Origin of the sequence: Arsenophonus sp. PmNCSU2021_1, from assembly GCF_036919435.1 — a bacterium.
Classification (GTDB): domain Bacteria; phylum Pseudomonadota; class Gammaproteobacteria; order Enterobacterales; family Enterobacteriaceae; genus Arsenophonus; species Arsenophonus nilaparvatae.
The window spans coordinates 231,034-255,182 of the sequence record NZ_JAZHPL010000003.1; the positions used below are offsets into that span (position 1 = coordinate 231,034).

Genomic DNA, 24,149 nt, shown 5'->3' on the forward strand with positions numbered 1-24,149 from the left:
AAGGGCACACAATGGATGAAAAATTAAAACAAAGTGCGCTAGATTTTCATGAGTTTCCCCAACCAGGTAAAATTGAAGTTACACCGACTAAGCCATTAACGGCACAACGAGATCTGGCCCTCGCATATTCTCCCGGTGTTGCTTATCCTTGTCTTGAAATCGTAGCTGATCCTTTGACCGCTTACAAATATACAGCTAAGGCTAATTTAGTGGCCGTAGTTTCTAATGGTACCGCAGTGTTAGGACTGGGAAATATTGGCGCTTTGGCTGGTAAACCGGTTATGGAAGGAAAAGGTGTTTTATTTAAAAAGTTTTCCGGCATTGATGTATTTGATATTGAAATAGACGAATCTAACCCGGATAAACTGATCGATGTTATTGCCGCATTGCAGCCAACTTTTGGCGGAATCAATTTGGAAGATATTAAAGCACCAGAATGTTTCTATATTGAGAAAAAACTGCGTGAAAAAATGCAAATCCCTGTTTTCCATGATGATCAGCATGGTACTGCCATTATTTCAACCGCCCCAATATTGAATGGTTTACGCATTGTTAATAAAAAAATTGACCAGGTTTGCTTAGTTGTTTCAGGTGCAGGTGCTGCTTCTATCGCCTGCATGAATTTATTGGTTGCATTAGGTCTTAATCGTAGCAATATTATTGTCTGTGACTCAAAAGGCGTTATTTATCGTGGCCGCGATGAAGTGATGGATGAAACTAAAGCCGCTTATGCAAGTGAAGATAATGGTTTACGTACTCTAGCGGATGTTATCCCAGGCGTGGACATTTTCTTAGGCTGCTCAGAGCAGGGTGTGTTGACTGCGGAAATGGTAAAATCGATGGCTAATGCACCACTTATCTTAGCATTAGCCAATCCGGAGCCAGAAATTCTTCCTTCAATAGCAAAAGCAGCACGGCCTGATGCGATTATCTGCACTGGGCGTTCTGACTATCCTAATCAGGTAAACAATGTACTCTGTTTTCCTTTTATCTTTCGCGGCGCGCTGGATGTTGGGGCAACCACGATTAATGAAGAGATGAAACTAGCCTGTGTTCAGGCAATTGCTGATTTGGCATTAGCCGAGCAGAATGACGTTGTTGTCTCCGCTTACGGTGATCAGGAGTTAAAATTTGGTGCAGATTATATTATCCCAAAACCTTTTGATCCGCGCTTAATTGTTAAAATTGCGCCAGCAGTCGCTAAAGCGGCAATGGAATCTGGTGTAGCAACACGACCAATTACAGATTTTGATTCTTATATAGAAAAACTTAATGAGTTTGTCTATAGCACCCACCTATTTATGAAGCCGATTTTTTCTCTGGCCCGCAAAGAAAAAAAACGGATTGTATTAGCAGAAGGTGAGGAAGAACGAATATTGCATGCAACCCAAGAATTAGTATCCTTAGGTTTGGCTTATCCGATTTTAATTGGTCGACCCAGTGTGATTGAAAAGCGAATTGAAAAGCTTGGGTTACAAATTAAAATTGGTGAAGATTTTGAGTTGATTAACAATGAAAATGATCCGCGTTTTAAAACCTATTGGCAACAATATTATCAATTAATGAAACGCCATGGTGTTTCGCAGGAAATGGCGCGTAGAGAAGTGATCAATAACCCAACCTTAATTGGTGCTCTGATGATCCGCCAAGGTGAAGCCGATGGCATGATTTGTGGTACTGCTGGTAGTTATAATCAACATTTTACCATTATAAAAAATGTGCTTGGCTTCCGGCAGAATAGTTCAGTAGCCGGTGCAATGAATGCCCTGATGTTGCCAACTGGCAATACTTTTATTGCAGATACCTACGTGAATGATAATCCAACCCCTGAGGAGCTGGCGGAACTTACCTTAATGGCGGCACAGGCGGTAAGGCGTTTTGGTATTGAGCCTAAAGTGGCACTATTATCTCGTTCAAGTTTTGGTTCTTCAGACTGTCCATCAGCACAAAAAATGCGTAAAACATTGGCATTAGTCAAACGTACCGATCCTGAGTTGGAAATTGATGGGGAAATGTATGGCGATGCAGCATTAGTTGAAAACATTAGGCGAGATATTATGCCGGATAGTACATTAAAAGGATCAGCTAATTTGCTGATTATGCCTAATATGGAAGCTGCGCGTATTAGTTATAACTTACTTCGTGTTACCAGTTCTAATGGCGTCACTGTGGGGCCGGTATTAATGGGAGTAGCAAAACCAGTACATATATTAACACCGATTGTATCGGTACGACGTATCGTTAATATGGTTGCGCTAGCTGCTGCGGAAGCACAAACTCAACCATTATAGAATAAAACTAACCACAAATTTGGGCCTCTGTTACTCACAACAACAGAGGTTTTTTATATTATGGCAAGATAAAATATAGCCGTTAATTTTGTTGATTAATTGTTTAAATATTTATTTAAAATAGTTGTTTTATCTATTAGTATCATAGGCCTTTATTTATTAATTTTGGGTTATTAAATAACTAAAAATTTGCCAGCAGGATGTTCTAATAAATATGCAATTAACTCAGCGCTTTTTCTATCGATATTTGAACATTATGCTATTGATATCATTATTAAATATGATAGCGTTTACCAGTTTGGCAGGAGAAAAAATGATAATTCCAATGGCAGAAAAGCAACCACCCAAAATGGTTTTACATGGTGATAGCCGCATTGATAATTATTATTGGCTACGTGATGATACGAGAAAAAATAAAAAAGTTATCAAATACTTGACTGATGAAAATCAATATACCAATGCGGTATTAAAGTCTGGCACCGTATTAAGAGAGCAATTATTTGGCGAGATGGTCGCTCGTATGGAGCAGCAAGATCAATCGGTGCCTTATACCTATAATGGTTATATTTATCGTACCCTTTATCAAGAAGGTAAAGATTATCCTGTTTATCAACGTAAACCTGTCAACCAAAATAGTGATTGGCAGATATTAGTTGATGGTAATGAACGTGCTAAGGGACATCAATTTTATACCTTGGGTGGTATTGCTGTTTCTGAAGATAATAATCATTTGGCAATTGTCGAAGATTTTCAAGGTCGTCGTCAGTTTGAGGTTTAATTTAGACAGTTAGCTAGTAAAAAATGGCAGAATGCAGTAATTAAAAATACCTCTGGTAATATTGTATGGTCTAATGATAATCAAACTCTCTATTATATTCGTAACCACCCACAGACATTATTACCTTATCAAGTATATTGTCATCAATATGGATTAGAGGGGGGGTTGAAGATAAAAAAGTTTATCAGGAGAATGATGACCGATTTTACTTGAGCATGACAAAAAGTAGCTCAAAAGCGTATATTCTACTAGCAATTAGTAGTACAGAAACATCTGAATATCGATTAATCTATGCTAATAACCCCGCTGAATCACTTAAAATATTTTCCCCTCGCCAAACGGGACGTGAGTACGATTTAGATCATTTTCGTGATAATTTTTATATTCGCTCTAACCATCAATTGGAGCAATTTGGGTTATATGCTACTCAATCAATTGACCAGCCCTGGCAAACAATTATTGCACCGAATAAAGAGACTGATTTAGAAAATTTTGCGCTTTTTAACCGTTGGTTGTTGCAGAGCGTCATAATGGCTTAGTTAATATTCGACAGATAGATTGGCAGACCAAACAGCAAAAAATAGTTCAATTTGATGAAGCGGTATATAGTGCCTGGATTGATTATAATCCAGAGCCTGATAGCGAGACTTTACGTTATGGTTATTCTTCACTAACTACCCCAATATCTGTTATGCAGATAAATATGCTAACTGGACAGCGTGAATTGCTAAAACAACAACAAGTCAATGGATTTGATAAATCACTTTATACCAGTGAACGTATCTGGGTTCAGGTAAAAGATGGCACTAAAGTGCCAGTTTCGTTGGTATATCGTAAAGATCGATGGCAAAAAAGCAAAAATCCGATTTTGATTTATGGCTATGGTGCTTATGGTATCAATGTAGATCCGGTTTTTAGTTCACCGCGTTTGAGTTTATTGGATAGGGGATTTGTCTATGTAATAGTGCATGTTCGTGGTGGCGGCGACTTAGGCAAAGCCTGGTATCAACAAGGGAAGGTTGAAAATAAAGCCAATAGTTTTAGTGATTTTATTGATGCAACCAAAATATTGATTGCAAAGGGGTATGGTGATCCCAAACGGGTATATGCAATGGGTGGAAGTGCTGGTGGTTTATTGATGGCGGCGGTAATTAACCAGGCACCGGAACTCTATCGAGGCGTTGTCGCTCAAGTTCCTTTTGTCGATGTTGTGACAACCATGCTTGATCCTTCTATTCCATTAACAACTGGTGAATATGATGAATGGGGTGATCCCGCTGCGCAGGACGCTTATTTTCGACTAAAATCTTACAGTCCCTATGACAATATTAAATCTCAACGTTACCCTAATTTATTGGTTACGACGGGGTTATATGATTCACAAGTCCAATATTGGGAGCCGGCCAAATGGGTGGCTAAACTAAGAGAGTATAAAGTGGGTAACACTGTCTTATTGCTGGAAACAAATATGAAAGCCGGCCATGGTGGTAAATCGGGTCGATTTAATCGTCTAAAAGATACAGCATTGGAATATTCTTTTATCTTGATGCTAGATGATAATAAAAAATATTTTCCTGATTTTGATGTTCAATAAATTTTTGTCGCCTTATATGATAATTAATATAAGGCTAATAAATCATATTGATAGATGATAATTTGTTTGGATTAAGCAATTTTATTGATCGATAGGATTTTACTTTCAAGCCAACCGTCTTGTAAGCGAGTTTTTAATGTTTCTCCAATATGTATTTGTTGTGTTTTGGTTAAAACCTGTCCATTAGGTGATTCGCTAATACTATAACCACGGGCTAATGTTGCTAATGGACTTACTGCTTCAAGGCGGGAGCAACTGACACTAAATTTTTCACGATATTGGCTTAGTATTTGAGTAATTAATTGTTTTAATTGAAATTGCTGCTGAATATAACGTTGGCGACAATTTTGTAGTTGTGGCCGCGGATCACATAATATTAAACGTTGTTCAAGGTTATATTGCTGACGATTTATTTGCTGCAAATATTGTTGTGTGGCATTAACAAGTTTTTGTTGTAATTGGATCAGATAATTGTGTTGGCGCGTTATCCGTAGTTCAGGATGTTGCTGCTGTAATTTATGTTGTAATTGACCAAAGATACGTAGTTTACGCGCCATGAAATAGTCCATCGCCATTTCTAATCGCTGTTTTTGTTCAAGTAACTGACGGAGTAATTCTTGTTGATTGCGACTGACTAATTCTGCTGCAGCTGAGGGTGTTGGGGCTCGTAAATCGGCAACAAAATCAGCAATAGTTACATCGGTTTCATGACCAACCGCTGCAATAATTGGTAACTGACTAGCAAAAATTGCTCTGGCGACCCTTTCATCGTTAAAAGCCCATAAATCTTCCAATGAACCACCACCTCGGCCGACAATCAGGACATCACACTCTCGGCGATGATTGGCCAACTCAATAGCACTAATAATTTGTCGTGGTGCATCTTCTCCTTGCACGGCGGTGGGATAAATAATGACAGGTAATGAAGGATCGCGGCGTTTTAAGATATTTAAAATATCATGTAATGTAGCGCCTGTTGCTGAAGTAATAACCCCCAAGCGTTTGGCTGGCATTGGTAGTGCTTGTTTGTAATGTTGTGCGAATAGTCCTTCAGCTGAAAGTTTCTGTTTCAATATCTCAAATTGTTGTTGTAATAATCCATCACCCGCAGGTTGCATATTTTCGATAATTAATTGGTATTCTCCTCTTGGCTCGTACATGGTAACAGTCGCTCGAACTAACACTTGTTGACCATTTTGTGGTCGAAAATTGACGCGAATATTTTGGCCGCGAAACATCGCAGCACGTAGCTGCGCTTTTTCATCTTTTAAGGTGAAATACCAGTGGCCGGAAGCTGGCTGAGAAAAATTAGAGATTTCTGCATTAAGCCAAATTCTGCCAATTTGAAGTTCAAGTAATTGCCGAACCGATTGATTAAGTTGGCTAACCGAATAAATTCCACTATTTTCTGAAGTTAACATGTTAAGTTAGCAACACCTTGTAAATAAAATTAATGGTTAAATGTTAGCAGCGATTATTTCTATTATACATAGAATCAAAATAGAGCGTATAAGTAATTATCCCATTCATGTTGTTCAATATTGGCGGTGTTCATTTGAACAGTGAAACTTTTATTATCGTCAATATATTTAATATTGGTGATAATAAATTCTGTTTTTGGCCAGAATAAAACTTCTTGCTGATCATCTTTTAATAAATCGGAAATCTTGGCACCTACTAGAGGTTCTGTATGTTGGATTTCATATAATACGTTAACCTCGTCATCAGCTAATGTTTGGATGTTTTTAAGAAAAGGTATTACACCATCGGGCTCTTTAGTGGTGCTGAAAAACGAAGTGGGTGTGTAAGGATCATTTACTTTTAAGTAGATCATATCTAAAAATTTTCTTACCTCACCGCGATAAAGCATAGTGGGGGTAAATTTATTATTGTAATTATCAAGTAGGGATAAATGCATTAGCGCTTGAGCTAGTTGTTTAACTAAAGGATGATGATTGAAACTAGTGCCTAGCTTTAGTATATTATTTAAATAAGCATAGCTGCTATATTGATAATCCCGAATAGTATACCAATCGATAAAGCTACATTTTTTATAGGCATCCTATTGATTGTATTCATTCATTGTTGATACAAAATTAATTTTAGATTTATTTTCAATATAATCTTTATCGTAGAGTGGTGTTAAAAGTGCTAAAGCTTCATCATAAGAGTGTAACGGGTAACTAATATTTTCATTTGCATAGAGTGAATCCAGGAAATGAATATGTTGTTTTTCGATAGTCGAAAGTGGGGGAGTAGCTCTTTGGGTATCGGATTGATAATTAGGTAATGTATTAAAGTTTATTTTACTGATAGAGAACATAACTTTCCTACGTTTAAGCCGTTAACTTTAACCATATTGTATGGAAGTAATCAATTTTAAAAAGAGGCGGGTTAGTCAGAATAAATTAAGCAATGTACCTAATTCATGTAATATTTATTTGCTTTAAAATTAATCACGAGTTTCGCAATCTCCAAAAAAGAAGTATAAATTTAAAAACAAGAAAAAATCAGGGTGTTCATATTTTGTCGGGTTATCCATGTATTAAAGATATCTATAAAACATTCTTACAAGTAAGCAGTTTAAGATACTCTGGTTTAGCGTTATCAGAAGTAAGCCCATCGCCTTTATCTCATGACACTGTTAGCCGATGGCTAAAAAGTAGATGTTTTAGACCTAAAGACCTATGGCGATTAGTTGAACCTTCTATAGACAAAAAAAGCCCTTGCGTACTAATTGCCGATGATACATTGATTGCCAAAACACGTAGTAAAAAAATAGAGATGGTCCATTATCAATATTCAGGTAATGAACATGATGTTATTGCTGGCATAGGTTTAGTTAATTTGCTTTGGCATGATCTGACGAAGGTTGAATCAATTCCTATCAATTATCGTATTTATGATAAAGATTCTGATGGAAAAACAAAAAACACGCACTTTTCCGAAATGCTCACTCTTGCTAAAAAAAGAGGGATCATGCCAGAAGCGGTAGTGATGGATGCTTGGTATTCTAGCCTGGATAACCTGAAATCAATTCGCTCTCATGGTTGGATCTGGGTAACCACGCTGAGGAAAAATAGGATTGTTAACCATAACAAACAACTGAACAAGTTAGACATCTCAGAAGAAGGAACGTCAATACACTTGCGAGGATATGGTTGGGTAACCGTTTTCAAATTTACAGCCAAAAACGGCCGTATTGATTACATAGTAACAAACAAAGAGAATCCCACCCGTCAATACGTCCAATCTATCATGGATGCCCGTTGGTCTGTTGAAGTTTATCATCGAGAAGTTAAACAAAACTGTGGTATTGAACGCTGTCAGGCTCGCACGAGCCGAGCGCAAAGAAATCATATTTTTCTCGCTATTTCTGCGTGGTTTGAACAACATAAACGTCGTATATCTGAAAAAATAACCCTTTATCAACAAAATTGGGACGTAATCAAAAGTGCTATTACTGAGCAAATCCGTGTTTTATTAGCGTACCCAAATTAGTTTTGTGCGAAACTCGTGTTAATTAAATAACTCGATTAATAAATAAATTATTTACAAGCAAAAATCTAAATTTGATCATAGTATTATGCGTTTTTGTCAGCTAAAAATGAATTTTAGTGAGAAAGTACTGGAGTCAATAAATTTTGTCATGTATAATATCGCTGCAATATTTTATCTTTTTCCAAATCCTGCCTGGTGAGATATTGCTTATGCTACGTATTAAGAAAGAAGCACTAACATTCGATGATGTATTGTTAGTTCCTGCACACTCAGATGTATTGCCTAATACTGCTGATTTATCAACCCAATTAACTGCCTCGATCCGTTTAAATATTCCTATGCTTTCTGCCGCCATGGATACTGTGACTGAATCAGATTTAGCTATCGCATTAGCCCAAGAGGGTGGAATTGGTTTTATTCATAAAAATATGCCAATTGAGCGTCAAGCAGAAGAAGTTCGCCGCGTTAAAAAGTATGAAAGTGGCATCGTTATCGATCCGGTTACCGTTACACCCGAAACCACAATTCGTGAAGTTTATGAAATGGCTGAGCGTAATGGTTTTGCTGGTTATCCTGTGGTTAATAATAATAAAGAATTGGTTGGTATCATTACTGGCCGTGATATCCGTTTTGTGACGGATTTGGATCAGCCGGTTACGGCGGTTATGACAGCTAAACCCCATTTGGTCACGGTCAAAGAGGGTGAATCCCGTGATGTGGTTTTGCAGAAATTGCATGAAAGACGTATTGAAAAAGCATTGGTGGTTGATGATAACTTTCACCTATTTGGTATGATCACAGTAAAAGATTTTCAGAAAGCTGAACGCAAGCCCAATGCGTGTAAAGATGAGCAAGGTCGCTTGAGAGTGGGCGCAGCGGTTGGCGCTGGCGCGAATAATGAACAACGTATTGAGGCATTAGTGGCAGCCGGTGTTGATGTGTTGTTAATTGACTCTTCCCATGGACATTCACAAGGAGTTTTACAACGTATTCGTGAAACGAGAGCAAAATATCCTAATTTGCCGATTATTGGTGGTAATGTTGCCACTGGCGAAGGGGCTAAAGCTTTGGTTGAAGCAGGTGCCAGCGCGGTGAAAGTCGGTATTGGCCCGGGTTCTATCTGTACAACGCGAATTGTCACTGGTGTTGGTGTACCTCAGATCACTGCTATTGCCGATGCCGTTGAGGCGCTGAGAGGTATGAATATACCGATAATTGCCGATGGCGGTATTCGCTTCTCGGGTGATATTGCTAAAGCACTGGCTGCCGGTGCCTCTTGCGTTATGGTTGGCTCAATGCTTGCCGGTACTGAGGAGTCACCAGGTGAAACTATCTTGTTTCAAGGACGCTCTTATAAAGCCTACCGAGGAATGGGATCATTAGGTGCAATGTCGAAAGGCTCTTCCGATCGTTACTTCCAAACCGATAATGCTGCAGATAAATTGGTACCTGAAGGCATCGAGGGACGGGTTGCTTATAAAGGATTTTTGAAGAATATTGTTCATCAGCAAATGGGCGGTCTTCGTTCTTGTATGGGACTGACCGGTTGTGCCACTATTGATGAATTAAGAAGCAAAGCAGAATTTGTGCGTATTAGTGGTGCCGGTATCCAAGAGAGTCATGTACATGATGTTACCATCACCAAAGAATCACCTAATTATCGTTTAGGTTAATTATTTTATTAGCGGTTTTTGCTATAAACCGTCAAATTATTATTTGTTTTGGAATTATCTTTAGATGACAACTGACATTCATCAATACCGAATTTTGATCCTCGATTTTGGTTCACAATACACTCAATTAATTGCTCGTCGTATTCGTGAAATTGGCGTTTATTGTGAACTTTGGGCTTGGGATGTTTCTGAGGCACAGATCCGTGAATTTAATCCTAATGGAATTATTCTTTCTGGCGGGCCGGAGAGTACCACCGAACTAAATAGCCCACGTGCACCGGAGTATGTTTTTCAGGCTGGCGTTCCGGTATTAGGTATTTGTTATGGCATGCAAACGATGTCCATCCAATTAGGTGGGCAAGTTGAGGTGTCTGGCGAGCGAGAGTTTGGTTATGCCCAGGTGTCCATTCAACAATCCTGTGAACTATTTCGCGATATTTATGACAGCTTAGGTGCAGATGGTAAACCACTGCTAGATGTCTGGATGAGTCATGGCGATAAAGTGACGGCAATTCCAGCTGATTTTAAAGTTATCGCCAGTACCGATAGCTGCCCATTTGCCATTATGGCTAATAAAAAAAAGCGTTTCTATGGTTTTCAGTTTCATCCTGAAGTGACTCACACTCATCAAGGAGCAGCTATTCTACAGCGTTTTGTATTAGATATTTGCCGCTGTGAAGCTCGTTGGACGGCGGCGGCGATTGTTGAAGATACGGTACAGCGCTTGAAGGCTCAGATTGGTGATGATCAGGTTATTCTGGCATTATCAGGCGGTGTTGATTCATCGGTTACTGCGTTATTACTCAATCGTGCTATTGGTAAGCAGCTCACTTGTGTGTTTGTTGATAATGGTTTGTTACGCTTAAATGAAGCGCAGCAAGTTATGGCCATGTTTGCCGGTAAATTTGATCTTAATATTATTCATGTGGCCGCAGAAGAGCGCTTTCTTAGCGCATTGGCAGGGATTGATGAGCCAGAATTAAAACGTAAAGCGATCGGCCGCGTTTTTATTGAAGTATTTGATGAGCAAGCGGCGAAACAAACGCAAGTAAAATGGTTGGCTCAGGGTACTATTTATCCGGACGTAATCGAATCTGCCGCTTCAGCAACCGGCAAAGCGCATGTCATTAAATCTCACCATAACGTGGGTGGCTTACCAGCAGAAATGAAACTGGGATTAGTTGAGCCATTAAAAGAGTTATTTAAAGATGAGGTGCGTAAAGTAGGCCTGGAGTTAGGACTTCCTTGTGACATATTATACCGTCACCCATTTCCTGGCACAGGCTTAGGTGTGCGGGTACTTGGTGAGGTGAAGAAAGCCTATTGTGATCTGTTACGTCAGGCAGATGCCATTTTCATTGAAGAATTACATAAAGCTGATCTTTATCATAAAGTCAGCCAAGCTTTCACCGTTTTCCTGCCGGTACGCTCTGTTGGCGTAATGGGAGATGGCCGAAAATATGACTGGGTTGTGTCATTGCGCGCGGTTGAAACTATTGATTTCATGACTGCCCATTGGGCCCATTTGCCTTATGATTTTCTTGGCCGGGTGTCAAATAGAATTATCAATGAAGTGGCCGGCATCTCTCGAGTAGTTTACGATATTAGCGGCAAACCACCAGCGACGATTGAGTGGGAATAAAAACGCCGATTGCCAAAATAACTTTATATTAACAACCCAGTAAAAATTTTTACTGGGTTTTTTGTTACTGAGAATTATATTGTTATTTTAATAATAATATAATTAAATATTTTATTTAAAAATTAATGCAAAATACCAATTCTAATTAATTTGATTAATATTTTTTCCATGTTATATAACATAGCTGTTTGAAAATTTATTTTATTTTTTAACTAAACATTAAATATGAAAATCATGTTTTATAAAATTTTAATTAAGTTTTTATTTTTATTAAAAACGGTTAAAAATAATTATTATTTATTTATATTTATTAGTTATTTGTCAAAAATATTGTAAGTGTTTTTTTAAGCGTTAAATAATTAATTTAAATTGATATCGAGCTTGTTCTGGGATGATAATTTTTTACTCTGTTATTGTGTTTATTACTAATTATTTCTTTGCAGAAATCAAATTTATTGCTTAAGGAGTAAGAAAAATGAAAACCAAATTATTGTTGGCAACGTTAACGTTAATCAGTGCTTCAAGTTTTGCTAGTACCGGCACTGAAATCAAACCTATGCATGGATATATTGATTCGCCGGCTAGTCGGGCTTACTTATGTTCAACACTGCAAAACAAGAGTTGTGGCCTAATTCAGTATGAACCGCAATCAGTTGAAGGTCGAAAAGGTTTCCCACAAAGAGGGCCTGCTGATGGCAAAATAGCCAGTGCTGGTGTGGGGGCGTTTAAGCAATTGGATGAGCAAACGGCAACTCGTTGGACTAAGGTTATATCAGGTCATTTTAGGTGTATGGACCATAGATGATACATCTAATGCATTTTATCAAGTTATTGATGCCAATATGAAAACTCGCTAGTTTTAATCATCTTACAACGATTTTTCTTAAGTAACTGTCAACGATCACCGAAAACTGATCCACTTTTACTCAGTCATTGCTCCTGAGCGCCGCTTATCTTTCAATCGATAGCTTTCACCGCTTAATTGCAGTACATGCGAATGATGAAGTAAACGAGCAAGCATAGCGGCAGTTAATGTTGCGTCATCAGCAAAAGCATTTGGCCATTGCCCAAATGATAAGTTACTCGTCAATATGACACTGCCATGCTCATAACGCTTGGCAATCACATTGAAAAACAGGTTTGCTTCTTCTCGCCCAAACGGCAGGTATCCAATCTCATCGATAATCAACAATTTCGGGGCCATCACCGAACGTGATAGATATTGTTTGAGCTTATTTTGTCGTTTGGCAGTTGAGAGTTGCAACATCAGTTCAGCTGCCGTGGTAAAGCGGGTTTTCTTCTTGGCCTGTACTGCTTTTAATCCTAACCCAATAGCTAAATGCGTTTTGCCTACACCGCTTGGGCCAAGCAACACGACATTTTCATTACGTTCAATAAACGTTAATGCGCTTAATTCCTGTATGTGTTGTTTGGGGATCCCCGTTGCAAACTTAAAATCGAACGTATTAAGTTCTTTATGTGCTGGGAATCCTGCCATCCGACTCAAAAGATTACGGGTTCGTTCATCTCGTTGTTGTTGCTCACATTTTAATAGGGACAGTAAAAACTCTCCGTAGCTTTTGTCTTGGGCAATGCATTGTTCGGCAAGTGATGACCAATGAGTCGGAATAGAATTTAATTTCAATGACTCACACAGGTGTTCAATTTGTTCATGCAATAACATGTTCACCTCCCAGCAATGCTTCGTATACGCTGATTGAGTGTTGCAAACTGACAGATTCAAGGGGCGGTACGATACGGATATTAAGCGTATCAGTCTGCGGGATAGATTGGCAAACCCTTGCTGGTAAGGGTAGAAGTTGCCAGGATTCTGCTCGTTCATTATCAAAGAACTTTACATAACTCGCACGCGAATAGCCTAGCGTTGCACCAAACGCTTTTAGTGATTTTTTACCTCGCCGGATGCTGGTGAAGTCGATTTGCATTTGTTGACCTGGCTGTGTTTCAAAACGGACGACAGCTTCGGGAACAATGCTTGGTTTAAATTGACAAACAAATCGGCGTAATTGAGTAATACCGCCTTGATAGCCGCTTTCAACTACTTCATCAAATAAGACTGTTGCAGGGATCCAATCAGGTTTAGCCAGTTCAATTCGATGAAGCAAATAAGGTTTAAAGGGTGCTAATTTAGTCGGTTGTTGACTTCTTTTAGCATAAGTTGGCATTGTCTGTTGTTGTAAATGATGTTTTACGGTGTTACGGGATATGCCCAATTCACGGGCAATTTTTCGAAGGCTTTGTCCTTGTGCAAAGCGAACATGAATATCCACAAATATCTCCTTGGTTAACATAAATTATCCGTACAAAAATGTGCGAATAATACCAAGTGGATCAGTTTTAGATGATCGTTAGTGGATCAGTTTTGCATGATCGGTGACAGTAACTAATGGTGTTAAAAAAATCTTGATTTAGCTGAAAGTACTACAGTGACTGCGATTGGCTGCTAAATAGTATTAACAAGTAATTTTTTCTATTTTATGATGTAAATAAAACTACTTGTTACTTATTACATTAGGATATTTGATTAACAAACCTGGTATAAGCTACAGCCAGTTTGTTATTGGCTATTTTTAACGTTTTCTACCGCCTAAAATGCCACGAATAATTTGATTACTGATTTGACGTACTGCAGATTTCGTTGCTGTTTGCACTAAACCCTCTTTTTTACCCCCTCTAGGGCCGGTTGAACCAAAAAGAAAATCTTTTAAGCCGCCGACAAATCTATTATCTTCGGTATTTTTTGTTGTTTGATTTACTGGGTTGGTTGCCGATATATCATTGGTTGTTTGATTTGTCAGTTTTTCATAGGCTGACTCGCGATCCAGCATCTTCTCATATTTGCCATAAATATCTGAATGATTAAGTAGCTGATTGCGCTCTTCTGCAGTTAGTACTCCCATGCGCGAGTCTGGCGCAATAACAAAAGCTCTTTGAACTATATTAGGACGTCCTTTTTCGTCTAAGAACGAGATTAATGCTTCACCAACCCCAAGTTCAGTTATTGCCTGTTCAGCTTTAAAATCTGGATTTGCTCGCATAGTTTCGGCTGCAGCTTTAACTGCCTTTTGATCACGCGGCGTAAATGCTCGTAATGCGTGCTGAACCCGATTGCCTAACTGTCCTAGAATAACCATAATAGAAACACCGCGTAGAGCTTAGGCTGATTATAGAGCTTTTCTGCGGCAAGAATATTGACCATTCCTTGGCCATTAGGATCAGTTTTGATCAGATCAACGATATCAAGCATAGGTTCGCCGAAAAAGTAATCAGCGCCTTGTTGTTCAAGGGTTAATAAGCCACGTTGTATGGCGCCGATTGAGGTGCTGGCAATGTTACCGTATTCAGTTTGAAATTGTTTCGCATTTTCACCAACATATTGAACGGTAGAGCGCAGATCTTTCATGTCCAGCAATAGTAAGCCGTTGTCATCGGCAATTTTAAAAATAAGTTATAATACACCACTTTGCACATCATTTAAATTCATCAACCGTGATAATAGCAATGGTCCCATATCTGAGATGGTTGCCCGCACCGGGTGTCCAAGTTCTGCAAAAACATCCCAGAAAGTGACAGGGCAAGCAGCAGGGTGCCAGTCTGTTACGCCAAGCGCTTCAAGGCGTGATTGCAATTTAGGAGTTAATACACCTTTTGCTCCAATACCCGAGAGATCACCTTTTACATCTGCCATAAAAACCGGTACTCCAATTTGAGAAAAACTTTCCGCCATTTTTTGTAGCGTTACAGTTTTACCTGTTCCTGTTGCACCAGTAATTAATCCATGTCGATTTGCCAGTGCAGGCAATATGGCTAATTCAGTTTCACTATTTTTAGCGATGACGAGAGATTTTTGCATCTAAAAATATCCTCTGTAGTCGGCATAATGGGTATAATTTTGTTGCCAGGCTTGATAGTAAATTTTAGTTAAATTTTTAATTACCAGACAAAATAGTAAATGCGATTGTTAAAATAGACTCAATAAAAAATTATACAAGTATATAGGTAAAGATAGCTGATGGTGGGGCATTTGGTATTTTAATAATAAAAAATTCAGTAAATCCGGCCAGATAAAATAACTTATTGGTAAGGAAGAATTTTGTTTGACAATTAATTTAATTGTGACTTAAAAATTCTCCTTTATGATGACTAAAATCGATGTTTTACCGCTTCAGCAAGTATAGTTAGTAATTGTTCAGTGTCTTGCCAGCCTAGGCAAGGGTCGGTAATAGACTGACCATAGGTCAGTGGCTTGCCTGCAGTGACTTGCTGGGTACCTTCTATTAGAAAACTTTCTGCCATAATGCCGGCGATAGCCCTCGAGCCTTTTTGCAATTGTTGAGCAATGTTTTTAGCTACATCGATTTGGCGTTGATGAATTTTTTGGCAATTACCATGGCTAAAGTCGATAACCAATCGTTCCGGTAATCCCAATTTGCGTAACTGACTACAGGCTATGGCAATATCTTCAGCGCTATAATTAGGCCGTTTTCCTCCCCGCATAATAATATGGCCATAAGGGTTACCTTTCGTTTGATAAATAGTCATTTGCCCATTCTTATCAGGCGATAAAAATACATGGCTGGCACGTGCGGCACGAATAGCATCGATAGCAATATTAATATTGCCGTCGGTACCGTTTTTGAAACCAACCGGACATGACAGAGCTGATGCCATTTGTCGATGGATTTGGCTTTCTGTTGTTCTGGCGCCGACAGCTCCCCAGCTAATAAGATCGGCTACATACTGACCGGTTATCATATCTAAAAATTCAGTTGCTGTTGGTAGTCCAAGTTGATTAATATTAGTTAGTAGCTCACGGGCTAAACGCAAGCCTTTGTTAACTTGGCAGGAATTGTTTAGGTCAGGATCGGAAATTAAACCCTTCCAGCCAATCACTGTACGTGGTTTTTCAAAATAGGTACGCATCACGATTTCAAGATAATCTTTATATTCGCCGCGCAATTTAGCCAACATTTTGGCATATTCAAGTGCCGCTTGGGTATCATGTACAGAGCAGGGGCCAATGACCACCAATAGGCGTTGATCTTGGCCAATTAAAATTGACTCAATCGATTTCCGTGACGTTGTAACATTTTTGATAATTTCTTTGGATAGCGGAAATTCATCCACCAACGCTTGAGGCGTAATAAGTCTATCAATAGGTTGAGTTCTTAACTCATCGGTTTTATACATATTTATCTCATATATAATTCAATATAGTCGATTTTCTGGCAAATAAACTAGCATTACCATAACCGAAAATAAACTGGATCTAATGGTTGTTTAAGATATCGTTAAAGTAATGAGCGTTTCTCAGCTAATTTTAAATTGTTAAAATATACGACGAGTTGGCCCAAATATTTCAATAATTTTGGCTGAAATCTCTTCGACAGAGTAATTAGTTGTATTTAAATAGTTAATATTATGTCTTCTAAATAAAGCCTCAACCTCAGTTAATTCTATCCGACATTGATGTAAAGAAGCATAACGACTTTTTTCATAGTGCTCTTCACGAATAGCGGCTAGACGCTCAGGACTAATTGTTAGACCAAAAAGTTTATTTATATAAGGTTTTAATGCAAGTGGTAATTGTAAATTATCCATATCATCTGCGGTGAAAGGGTAATTGGCAGCCTGGATGGCAAATTGCATCGCTAAATAGAGGCTGGTGGGTGTTTTACCACAGCGCGAAACCCCAAGTAAAATAACTTGAGCCTGATCGAGGTTTTTTAGTGATATACCATCATCGTGCGCTAATGTATATTCAATCGCTGCAATTCTAGCATCATATTGATTTAGATTAGATAGTCCATGCGTACGGTTGAGCTTTGGTTCGGGTTTTAAGCCGATCTCTTGCTGGATCGGATCAATTAAAGATTGGACAATATCATGACAACAGCCGGCACTATTGGTAATAATTTTTTTTACTGTTGGAGAAATAATCGAGTAGAAAACCAACGGCCGGAGATGGGTTTTTGAATAGATTTGATCAATTTTTTGTTTTATTTCTTAAGCGCGTTTTTCGCTGGTGACAAACGGTAGTGTGTAAGAAGAAAAATTTAGCGGAAATTGTGATAAAACTGCATGCCCGAGTGTCTCTGCAGTAATAGCGGTTCCGTCAGAGATAAAAAATACACAGCGTTCTAAATTTTTGGCGTGATGATTGTCCATTGGTTAATTTTCCTTTTCTTTAATTCTATTTTTAGAAAGTAAAATAATAAAGATCAAATGTAAAAATTTGTTAGCCGAATGATAGATTATCTGGTGTTAAAAAATATTATTATGAGCTTGATCGATTCACCATTCCATTTTTGGTTCAACACTATCACGAGTTTCGCACGGGCATATAAAATTCTAGAAATGGCTTCAGAACAATAATTAATCTGTAACTTGCTAAGACGTATAAATTTACTTAAATTACAATAAGTTATTTTTAATTTATGAGATTTTTTCTATTTATATATTATGCTGAATTAAACTTAAAAATAGAGCGCTTTTTTATTGGTGCGAAACTCGTGACTATGTTAGTCTTAATAGTGAGATAATTTTTGCCAACTAACTAAAATATTTACACTTCCTATGAATTTTAATAAGGGATCTTTTTCAATGTCCGATAATGGCCGTACTTCATGCAATATACTTTGGTATAACCAGCTTACTATGAATGATGTTGATTTAGTTGGTGGAAAGAACGCTTCTTTAGGTGAAATGATCACACATTTAGCTGATCTGAATGTTATGGTGCCGAATGGTTTTGCCACTACCGCCCGAGCTTTCAATGATTTTTTAGAACAAGGTGGGGTTAATCAGCGTATATACCAATTATTGGATGAAATTGATATTGACGATGTAACTCAATTAGCCAAAGCAGGTAGCCAAATCCGGCAATGGATCATCGATACCCCTTTTGGCGATAAATTAGAACAAGATATTCGGCAGGCTTTTTTGCAATTATCCGCCGATGAGTCTGATATTTCGTTTGCCGTATGTTCTTCTGCTACTGCCGAAGATATGCCAGATGCTTCTTTTGCAGGTCAGCAAGAAACTTTTTTGAATGTACAAGGTATTGACGCGGTAATGGTTGCTATTAAACGTGTTTTTGCTTCACTATTTAACGACCGGGCTATCTCATATCGAGTTCATCAAGGTTATGATCATCGTGGTATCGCGCTTTCTGCTGGTATTCAACGCATGGTACGTTCTGATTTAGCTTCTTCGGGCGTAATGTTTACTTTAGATACCGAATCAGGTTTTGATCAGGTAGTTTTTATTACCTCAGCGTGTGGGCTTGGCGAGATGGTTGTTCAAGGAGTAGTTAATCCTGATGAATTTTATGTGCATAAACCGGCATTAAAAGCGGGCCGTCCAGCTATTGTGCGCAGAACATTAGGCTCGAAAAAAATGCGTATGGTCTATGCTGATAATCATTAACATGGTAAGCAGGTGAGAATTGAAGAGGTAGCCGAAAAACAGCGTAATAGTTTTTCGTTAGCGGATCATTAAGTTGAAACCCTTGCTCATCAGGCATTATTAATTGAGCAGCATTATGGCCGACCAATGGACATTGAATGGGCTAAAGATGGCCATAATGGTAAATTATATATTGTCCAGGCGCGTCCTGAAACTGTCCGTTCTAATCAGCAGGTAATGGAGCGCTATCAAATAAAAAAAACCGGAAAGGTATTAGTAGAAGGGCGTGCTATTGGCCAACGTATTGGTGCAGGAACAGTTAAAATTATCCACGATATTAGTGAAATGAGTCGTGTGCAGGCAGGTGATGTTTTGGTTACCGATATGACCGATCCTGATTGGGAACCTGTCATGAAACGAGCCGCTGCTATTGTCACTAATCGTGGTGGACGTACTTGCCACGCGGCGATTATTGCTCGTGAATTGGGTATTCCGGCTGTGGTTGGTTGCGGTGACGCGACTGAGCGGCTACAAGAGGGCCAATTAGTGACAGCCTCTTGCGCTGAAGGTGATACCGGCTTTGTTTATGCTGATAAATTGCCATTTGAAATCAAAAGTTGTCAGGTTGATAAAATGCCACCATTAAAGGTGAAAATCATGATGAATGTCGGTAATCCTGATCGAGCATTTGATTTTGCTTGTTTACCTAATGATGGCGTTGGTTTGGCACGTTTGGAATTTATTATTAATCGCATGATTGGGGTCCATCCACGCGCTTTATTAGAGTTTGAGCAACAAACAGCTGAGTTACAGGCTGAAATTCGAGCGCTAATGTTAGGTTATCAGGATCCGGTTGAGTTTTACATTTGTCGCTTAACAGAAGGAATTGCAACACTAGCGGCAGCATTTGGGCCGAAACGGGTGCTTGTCCGTTTATCTGATTTTAAATCAAATGAATATGCTAACTTAATTGGCGGTGAGCTTTATGAACCTCATGAAGAAGACCCTATGTTAGGTTTTCGTGGTGCCGGACGCTATGTGTCCGATAGTTTTCGCCAATGTTTTGCCCTGGAGTGTGAATCGGTCAAGCGGGTGCGAAATATCATGGGGTTAACCAATGCTGAGATTATGATCCCATTTGTCAGAACCAAGGGTAATAATGCGTTCATTTGCCTGGGAATAAGGAATGAGTAAAAATATGATGATGGAGAAAAGCCCTAATTTCATATTAAGTTTAACTCCTGTCATTATATTTTAGTTAAGCACGAGTTTCGCACAAAACTAATTTGGGTACGCTAATAAAACACGGATTTGCTCAGTAATAGCACTTTTGATTACGTCCCAATTTTGTTGATAAAGGGTTATTTTTTCAGATATACGACGTTTATGTTGTTCAAACCACGCAGAAATAGCGAGAAAAATATGATTTCTTTGCGCTCGGCTCGTGCGAGCCTGACAGCGTTCAATACCACAGTTTTGTTTAACTTCTCGATGATAAACTTCAACAGACCAACGGGCATCCATGATAGATTGGACGTATTGACGGGTGGGATTCTCTTTGTTTGTTACTATGTAATCAATACGGCCGTTTTTGGCTGTAAATTTGAAAACGGTTACCCAACCATATCCTCGCAAGTGTATTGACGTTCCTTCTTCTGAGATGTCTAACTTGTTCAGTTGTTTGTTATGGTTAACAATCCTATTTTTCCTCAGCGTGGTTACCCAGATCCAACCATGAGAGCGAATTGATTTCAGGTTATCCAGGCTAGAATACCAAGCATCCATCACTACGGCTTCTGGCATGATCCCTCTTTTTTTAGCAAGAGTGAGCATTTCGGAAAAGTGCGTGTTTTTTGTTTTTCCATCAGAATCTTTATCATACACGAGTTTCGCACAGGCATATAAAATTCTAGAAATGGCTTAAAAGCAATGATCAATCTGCAAGTTACTAAAACACATCAATTTTCTTAAATTACAATAAGTTGTATTTGATTTATAAGGTTTTATCTATTTATATATTATGCTGAATTAAACTTAAAAATAGAGCGTTTTTTTATTGGTGCGAAACTCGTGTCATAAATACGATAATTGATAGGAATTGATTCAACCTTCGCCAGATCATGCCAAAGCAAATTAACTAAACCTATGCCAGCAATAACCTCATGTTCATTACCTGAATATTGATAATGGACCATCACTATTTTTTTACTACGTGTTTTGGCAATCAATGTATCATCGGCAATTAGTACGCAAGGGCTTTTTTTGTCTATAGAAGGTTCAACTAATCGCCATAGGTCTTTAGGTCTAAAACATCTACTTTTTAGCCATCGGCTAACAGTGTCATGAGATAAAGGCGATGGGCTTACTTCTGATAACGCTAAACCAGAGTATCTTAAACTGCTTACTTGTAAGAATGTTTTATAGATATCTTTAATACATGGATAACCCGACAAAATATGAACACCCTGATTTTTTCTTGTTTTTAAATTTATACTTCTTTTTTGGAGATTGCGAAACTCGTGTTAAGGTTGAAATTTGCTTTTGCCAATCTAATTGTTCAGGTTCTCCTTCAGTACGTTGACCAAATAGTTGAATGACTTGATTGCCATAGTGATCAAAAATTTCCAGGCTGGTGACTATACCATCCTTGGTTGGTTTACGTGTTACCCAACTGTTAGCGATGCCAGTTTCAATCACATTGAGGGAGAATTTTATATTTAAAGCATTAATTTTTTGTAGCGCGCTTTGTTTGTCATGATAAGCCGCCAGTTTTTGAATACATCCGGTAAATATTTGCATGCATCCAAGGTTACCAACGAAGATCATAATTTCATTTTGTTGATTAAAGTCGGAGTGCAGGATGTGATAGAGAGAATGATTATTAACCTGATAAGCATTGCCGTTTGACATTATGTTTTTGCAATAATTGAAAAAATTGATGAACATTGGTCATATTGCGCTAATCTGTTTCTAGTTGTTTTTTTACCGCTTCGTTAATATGTGGTGGTTGTTGATAGGCAGTAATAGGACGCAAATTTAATGGTGGATTGGCGGTCATTTGATATTGATTGATTAACTTACACGAGTTTCGCACAGGCATATAAAGTTCTAGAAATGGCTTAAAAGCAATGGTTAATCTGCAAGCTACTAAAACACATAAATTTTATTAAATTACAATAATTTGTATTTAATTTATAAGGTTTTGTCTATTTATATATCATGCTGAATTAAACTTAAAAATAGCGCGTTTTTTTATTGGTGCGAAATTATACCAAACAGCCATATTGGTTTTTTCAGTGGCATAGATCTTATGTACGGTATTACCATATGATCAAAAACCTGAATACTGTGCTGTATATTATCTGAAAATGTCTCAGTTAAGGCAAAGCTGATTGCCCAGTGATCAAGAAAAATACGCAAATCCAGTTCTCTGGGATTAAGAACAATACCAGTCAGGTTGTTTAAACGAATATTTTTGAATTCACCGATATGGATATGAGTGGCATATTTATTATTGGTAATTGTTTTTATTTCACCTAGATTTGCTAATTCAGGTAATAATAGTGTTGGGTTTATATTTAACCGTTTAGCATCATCAGCATTTGCACATGCATAAATCAATTCTGCTTCTGTGACATTTAAATAGTTTGCCGATTCTGCCATTGATTGCAGATTATTCTGCTGTTTTGCCTGCTGGTAGAGGTTATAAAGTGAATCGTTCATACTTTCATTTCCTTATTAGGTATATTGTGTTGATCCATAATTTATTTATTACTATCACTAACCTACTATGCCTAATGTTGGACATAGGTGTAAATTGTAGGGTCTCTCTGATTTATTAAACACGAGTTTCGCACAGGCCTATAAAATTCTAGAAATGGCTTAAAAGTAATGATTAATCTGCAAGTTACTGAAATGCATAAATTCACTTAATTTACAATAAGTTATATTTAATTTATAAGGTTTTATCTATTTACATATTATGCTGAATTAAACTTAAAAATAGAGCGTTTTTTTATTGGTGCGAAACTCGTGTTAAATTTAAAATCCTGTTTGTCATTACTAATAGCTTAAATAGAAATCTTTAGCTCTATAAACCACTTGTTGCTGTAGATTGTCTGATTTTTATTATTTTGTTTTTTTTTGCGCTAAAAAACGTATTTATGACAAGATTTTGATCTGATAGAGAGAGATTTTGCAATAAAATTAATTGCCATGAGTAAAATAAATAAGTAATTACTCATGACTTGCTATTACGTTAATAAAAATAATTACCAGCGATAATTAATTTTAAAATGTATATTCCTACCTTCCTGTGGAATACCTAATGATGAGGTGTAGGACTTATTAAATGCATTGGTTAATGATAGGGTGGAATTTATGCCTGATAACCGCCCATTTCCTTGATAATATAGATAAAAGTCATTGGTACCATAACCCGCTTGTTGAATGATGGGATCCCAAAATTTATCTTTACCTTTATCATTGCCGGAGCGGTTGGTTCTGGCGGCAAACTGTCCAACCCAGCCCAATGAAAAACCGCTATTTGCTAGTGGTACATCAAGTGAAGCCGTCAAACTTTCTGGTCGAATCGATGAAATGCTCATACCAGATGTGGTGTCTTTCGCATGAGTTCGATTGTAAGCGAGAACAGCATTGAACCAAGGAGTGGTATAATTAATTCTACTATCTATACCATGGATGACCACTGATGGTGTGTTGATGCTTAATGTGTCAAGTCTTTGGCGGTCGATGATGGTTGTTATGTAATCAGTTGCTTTAGTATCAAAAACAGCTGTGCTCCATTGTAAGCTATCATTAGCCAGTAATTTATTATCAAAATGTAATCTTAATCCATATTCAATAGTGTGGTTGCGTTCAGGCTGTAAATTAGGATTGGGTTTGAAATAGCTACCGGGAAAGTGTCTTGAATCATTATAAATTTCACTTAATGTTGGGGCTCGATAACCCTCGGCATAAGAGGTAAAGAGTTCCAGCCAATTTGTTGGGCTAATACTGATTGTGCAGCACGAGATGTCCATTCGGAATCCTGGTTGTTGCCGTGTTTATCGTTATCATTTTTATAGTTTGTATAGCGAGTACCGGCAGAAAATGTAATAGGAAGTTTATTTAGTGTTATTTCATCCTCTAACCAAACCGCTATATTACGCAATGTTGCTGGTGGAAAGTGATTAGCTTGTTTATTAGACTGTTGCTGTTGTTGATAAAATTCGCTACCAAT

The 24,149-nt window shown here is 38.0% G+C and carries 14 protein-coding genes and 7 pseudogenes; 7 read left to right on the plus strand and 14 right to left on the minus strand.

What is annotated here, in order from left to right; genetic code table 11:
- Positions 1-11: 11 nt before the first annotated feature.
- Positions 12-2,291: an NADP-dependent malic enzyme gene (locus tag V3224_RS03515; protein ID WP_334468558.1), complete on the plus strand. Its 2,280-nt coding sequence runs from the start codon at positions 12-14 to the stop codon at positions 2,289-2,291.
- Between the two features lie 280 nt (positions 2,292-2,571).
- Positions 2,572-4,663: pseudogene (locus tag V3224_RS03520) on the plus strand (S9 family peptidase).
- 71 nt (positions 4,664-4,734) lie between these two features.
- Here the strand turns inward: V3224_RS03520 and xseA are convergent.
- On the minus strand, positions 4,735-6,084 hold the full coding sequence (gene xseA, locus V3224_RS03525; RefSeq protein ID WP_334468560.1) for an exodeoxyribonuclease VII large subunit: 1,350 nt from the start codon (positions 6,082-6,084) through the stop codon (positions 4,735-4,737).
- Positions 6,085-6,158: 74 nt separating this feature from the next.
- Complete coding sequence (locus V3224_RS03530) at positions 6,159-6,581, minus strand: hypothetical protein (RefSeq protein ID WP_334468562.1); 423 nt, start codon at positions 6,579-6,581, stop codon at positions 6,159-6,161.
- A 608-nt stretch (positions 6,582-7,189) separates the two neighbouring features.
- On the opposite strand from V3224_RS03530, the gene V3224_RS03535 reads away from it, so the two are divergent.
- The 4 genes and pseudogenes from V3224_RS03535 (at position 7,190) to V3224_RS03550 (ending at position 12,336) form a co-directional block, all read left to right on the plus strand.
- On the plus strand, positions 7,190-8,164 hold the full coding sequence (locus tag V3224_RS03535) for an IS701 family transposase (protein ID WP_334468201.1): 975 nt from the start codon (positions 7,190-7,192) through the stop codon (positions 8,162-8,164).
- Positions 8,165-8,373: 209 nt separating this feature from the next.
- Positions 8,374-9,837, plus strand: coding sequence for an IMP dehydrogenase (gene guaB / locus V3224_RS03540; RefSeq protein ID WP_334468762.1), 1,464 nt, complete (start codon positions 8,374-8,376; stop codon positions 9,835-9,837).
- A 64-nt stretch (positions 9,838-9,901) separates the two neighbouring features.
- Complete coding sequence (gene guaA / locus V3224_RS03545) at positions 9,902-11,479, plus strand: glutamine-hydrolyzing GMP synthase (protein WP_334468563.1); 1,578 nt, start codon at positions 9,902-9,904, stop codon at positions 11,477-11,479.
- A gap of 475 nt (positions 11,480-11,954) precedes the next feature.
- Positions 11,955-12,336, plus strand: a pseudogene (locus V3224_RS03550) (lytic polysaccharide monooxygenase).
- A gap of 65 nt (positions 12,337-12,401) precedes the next feature.
- On the opposite strand, the gene istB reads toward V3224_RS03550, so the two are convergent.
- The 5 genes and pseudogenes from istB to ppsR form a co-directional block, all read right to left on the minus strand.
- Positions 12,402-13,163, minus strand: coding sequence for an IS21-like element helper ATPase IstB (gene istB, locus V3224_RS03555; RefSeq protein WP_334467847.1), 762 nt, complete (start codon positions 13,161-13,163; stop codon positions 12,402-12,404).
- A complete protein-coding gene (locus tag V3224_RS03560) occupies positions 13,150-13,791 on the minus strand; it encodes a helix-turn-helix domain-containing protein (RefSeq protein ID WP_334468565.1) in 642 nt (213 codons plus the stop codon). The genes istB and V3224_RS03560 overlap by 14 nt, the downstream gene beginning before the upstream one ends.
- Positions 13,792-14,070: 279 nt before the next feature.
- Positions 14,071-15,353, minus strand: a pseudogene (locus V3224_RS03565) (helicase HerA-like domain-containing protein).
- Between the two features lie 290 nt (positions 15,354-15,643).
- On the minus strand, positions 15,644-16,690 hold the full coding sequence (locus V3224_RS03570) for a 3-deoxy-7-phosphoheptulonate synthase (RefSeq protein ID WP_032114916.1): 1,047 nt from the start codon (positions 16,688-16,690) through the stop codon (positions 15,644-15,646).
- Between the two features lie 138 nt (positions 16,691-16,828).
- Positions 16,829-17,668: pseudogene (gene ppsR, locus V3224_RS03575) on the minus strand (posphoenolpyruvate synthetase regulatory kinase/phosphorylase PpsR).
- Positions 17,669-18,103: 435 nt separating this feature from the next.
- Between ppsR and ppsA the strand changes: the two are divergent.
- Positions 18,104-20,056 (plus strand): annotated as a pseudogene (gene ppsA / locus V3224_RS03580) (phosphoenolpyruvate synthase); the annotation flags it as partial.
- Between the two features lie 132 nt (positions 20,057-20,188).
- On the opposite strand, the pseudogene V3224_RS03585 reads toward ppsA, so the two are convergent.
- The 7 genes and pseudogenes from V3224_RS03585 to V3224_RS29725 all read right to left on the minus strand — a co-directional run.
- A pseudogene (locus tag V3224_RS03585) lies at positions 20,189-20,788 on the minus strand (transposase); the annotation flags it as partial.
- 200 nt (positions 20,789-20,988) lie between these two features.
- Positions 20,989-21,360 (minus strand): annotated as a pseudogene (locus V3224_RS03590) (IS701 family transposase); the annotation flags it as partial.
- Complete coding sequence (locus V3224_RS03595; protein ID WP_334468570.1) at positions 21,338-21,817, minus strand: ChuX/HutX family heme-like substrate-binding protein; 480 nt, start codon at positions 21,815-21,817, stop codon at positions 21,338-21,340. The pseudogene V3224_RS03590 and the gene V3224_RS03595, both read right to left, overlap by 23 nt.
- Before the next feature lie 49 nt (positions 21,818-21,866).
- Positions 21,867-22,001 carry a hypothetical protein gene (locus V3224_RS03600; RefSeq protein ID WP_334468571.1) on the minus strand — a complete coding sequence of 45 codons (135 nt, stop codon included), beginning with the start codon at positions 21,999-22,001 and terminating at the stop codon, positions 21,867-21,869.
- 158 nt (positions 22,002-22,159) lie between these two features.
- Positions 22,160-22,630, minus strand: coding sequence for a ChuX/HutX family heme-like substrate-binding protein (locus V3224_RS03605; RefSeq protein WP_334468573.1), 471 nt, complete (start codon positions 22,628-22,630; stop codon positions 22,160-22,162).
- 548 nt (positions 22,631-23,178) lie between these two features.
- Positions 23,179-23,949, minus strand: a complete 771-nt coding sequence (locus V3224_RS03610) for a TonB-dependent receptor domain-containing protein (RefSeq protein WP_334468575.1) — start codon at positions 23,947-23,949, stop codon at positions 23,179-23,181.
- Positions 23,856-24,149, minus strand: coding sequence for a TonB-dependent receptor domain-containing protein (locus tag V3224_RS29725; protein WP_442889849.1), 294 nt, complete (start codon positions 24,147-24,149; stop codon positions 23,856-23,858). Before V3224_RS29725 ends, V3224_RS03610 begins: the two co-directional genes overlap by 94 nt.

Coding starts and splice junctions, on each gene's coding strand:
- V3224_RS03515 (WP_334468558.1), top strand. CDS start 12: ATGGATGAAAAATTAAAACAAAGTGCGCTAGATTTTCATGAGTTTCCC.
- xseA (WP_334468560.1), bottom strand. CDS start 6,084: ATGTTAACTTCAGAAAATAGTGGAATTTATTCGGTTAGCCAACTTAAT.
- V3224_RS03530 (WP_334468562.1), bottom strand. CDS start 6,581: ATGCATTTATCCCTACTTGATAATTACAATAATAAATTTACCCCCACT.
- guaB (WP_334468762.1), top strand. CDS start 8,374: ATGCTACGTATTAAGAAAGAAGCACTAACATTCGATGATGTATTGTTA.
- guaA (WP_334468563.1), top strand. CDS start 9,902: ATGACAACTGACATTCATCAATACCGAATTTTGATCCTCGATTTTGGT.
- istB (WP_334467847.1), bottom strand. CDS start 13,163: ATGTTATTGCATGAACAAATTGAACACCTGTGTGAGTCATTGAAATTA.
- V3224_RS03560 (WP_334468565.1), bottom strand. CDS start 13,791: ATGTTAACCAAGGAGATATTTGTGGATATTCATGTTCGCTTTGCACAA.
- V3224_RS03570 (WP_032114916.1), bottom strand. CDS start 16,690: ATGTATAAAACCGATGAGTTAAGAACTCAACCTATTGATAGACTTATT.
- V3224_RS03595 (WP_334468570.1), bottom strand. CDS start 21,817: ATGTCAAACGGCAATGCTTATCAGGTTAATAATCATTCTCTCTATCAC.
- V3224_RS03605 (WP_334468573.1), bottom strand. CDS start 22,630: ATGAACGATTCACTTTATAACCTCTACCAGCAGGCAAAACAGCAGAAT.
- V3224_RS03610 (WP_334468575.1), bottom strand. CDS start 23,949: ATGGACATCTCGTGCTGCACAATCAGTATTAGCCCAACAAATTGGCTG.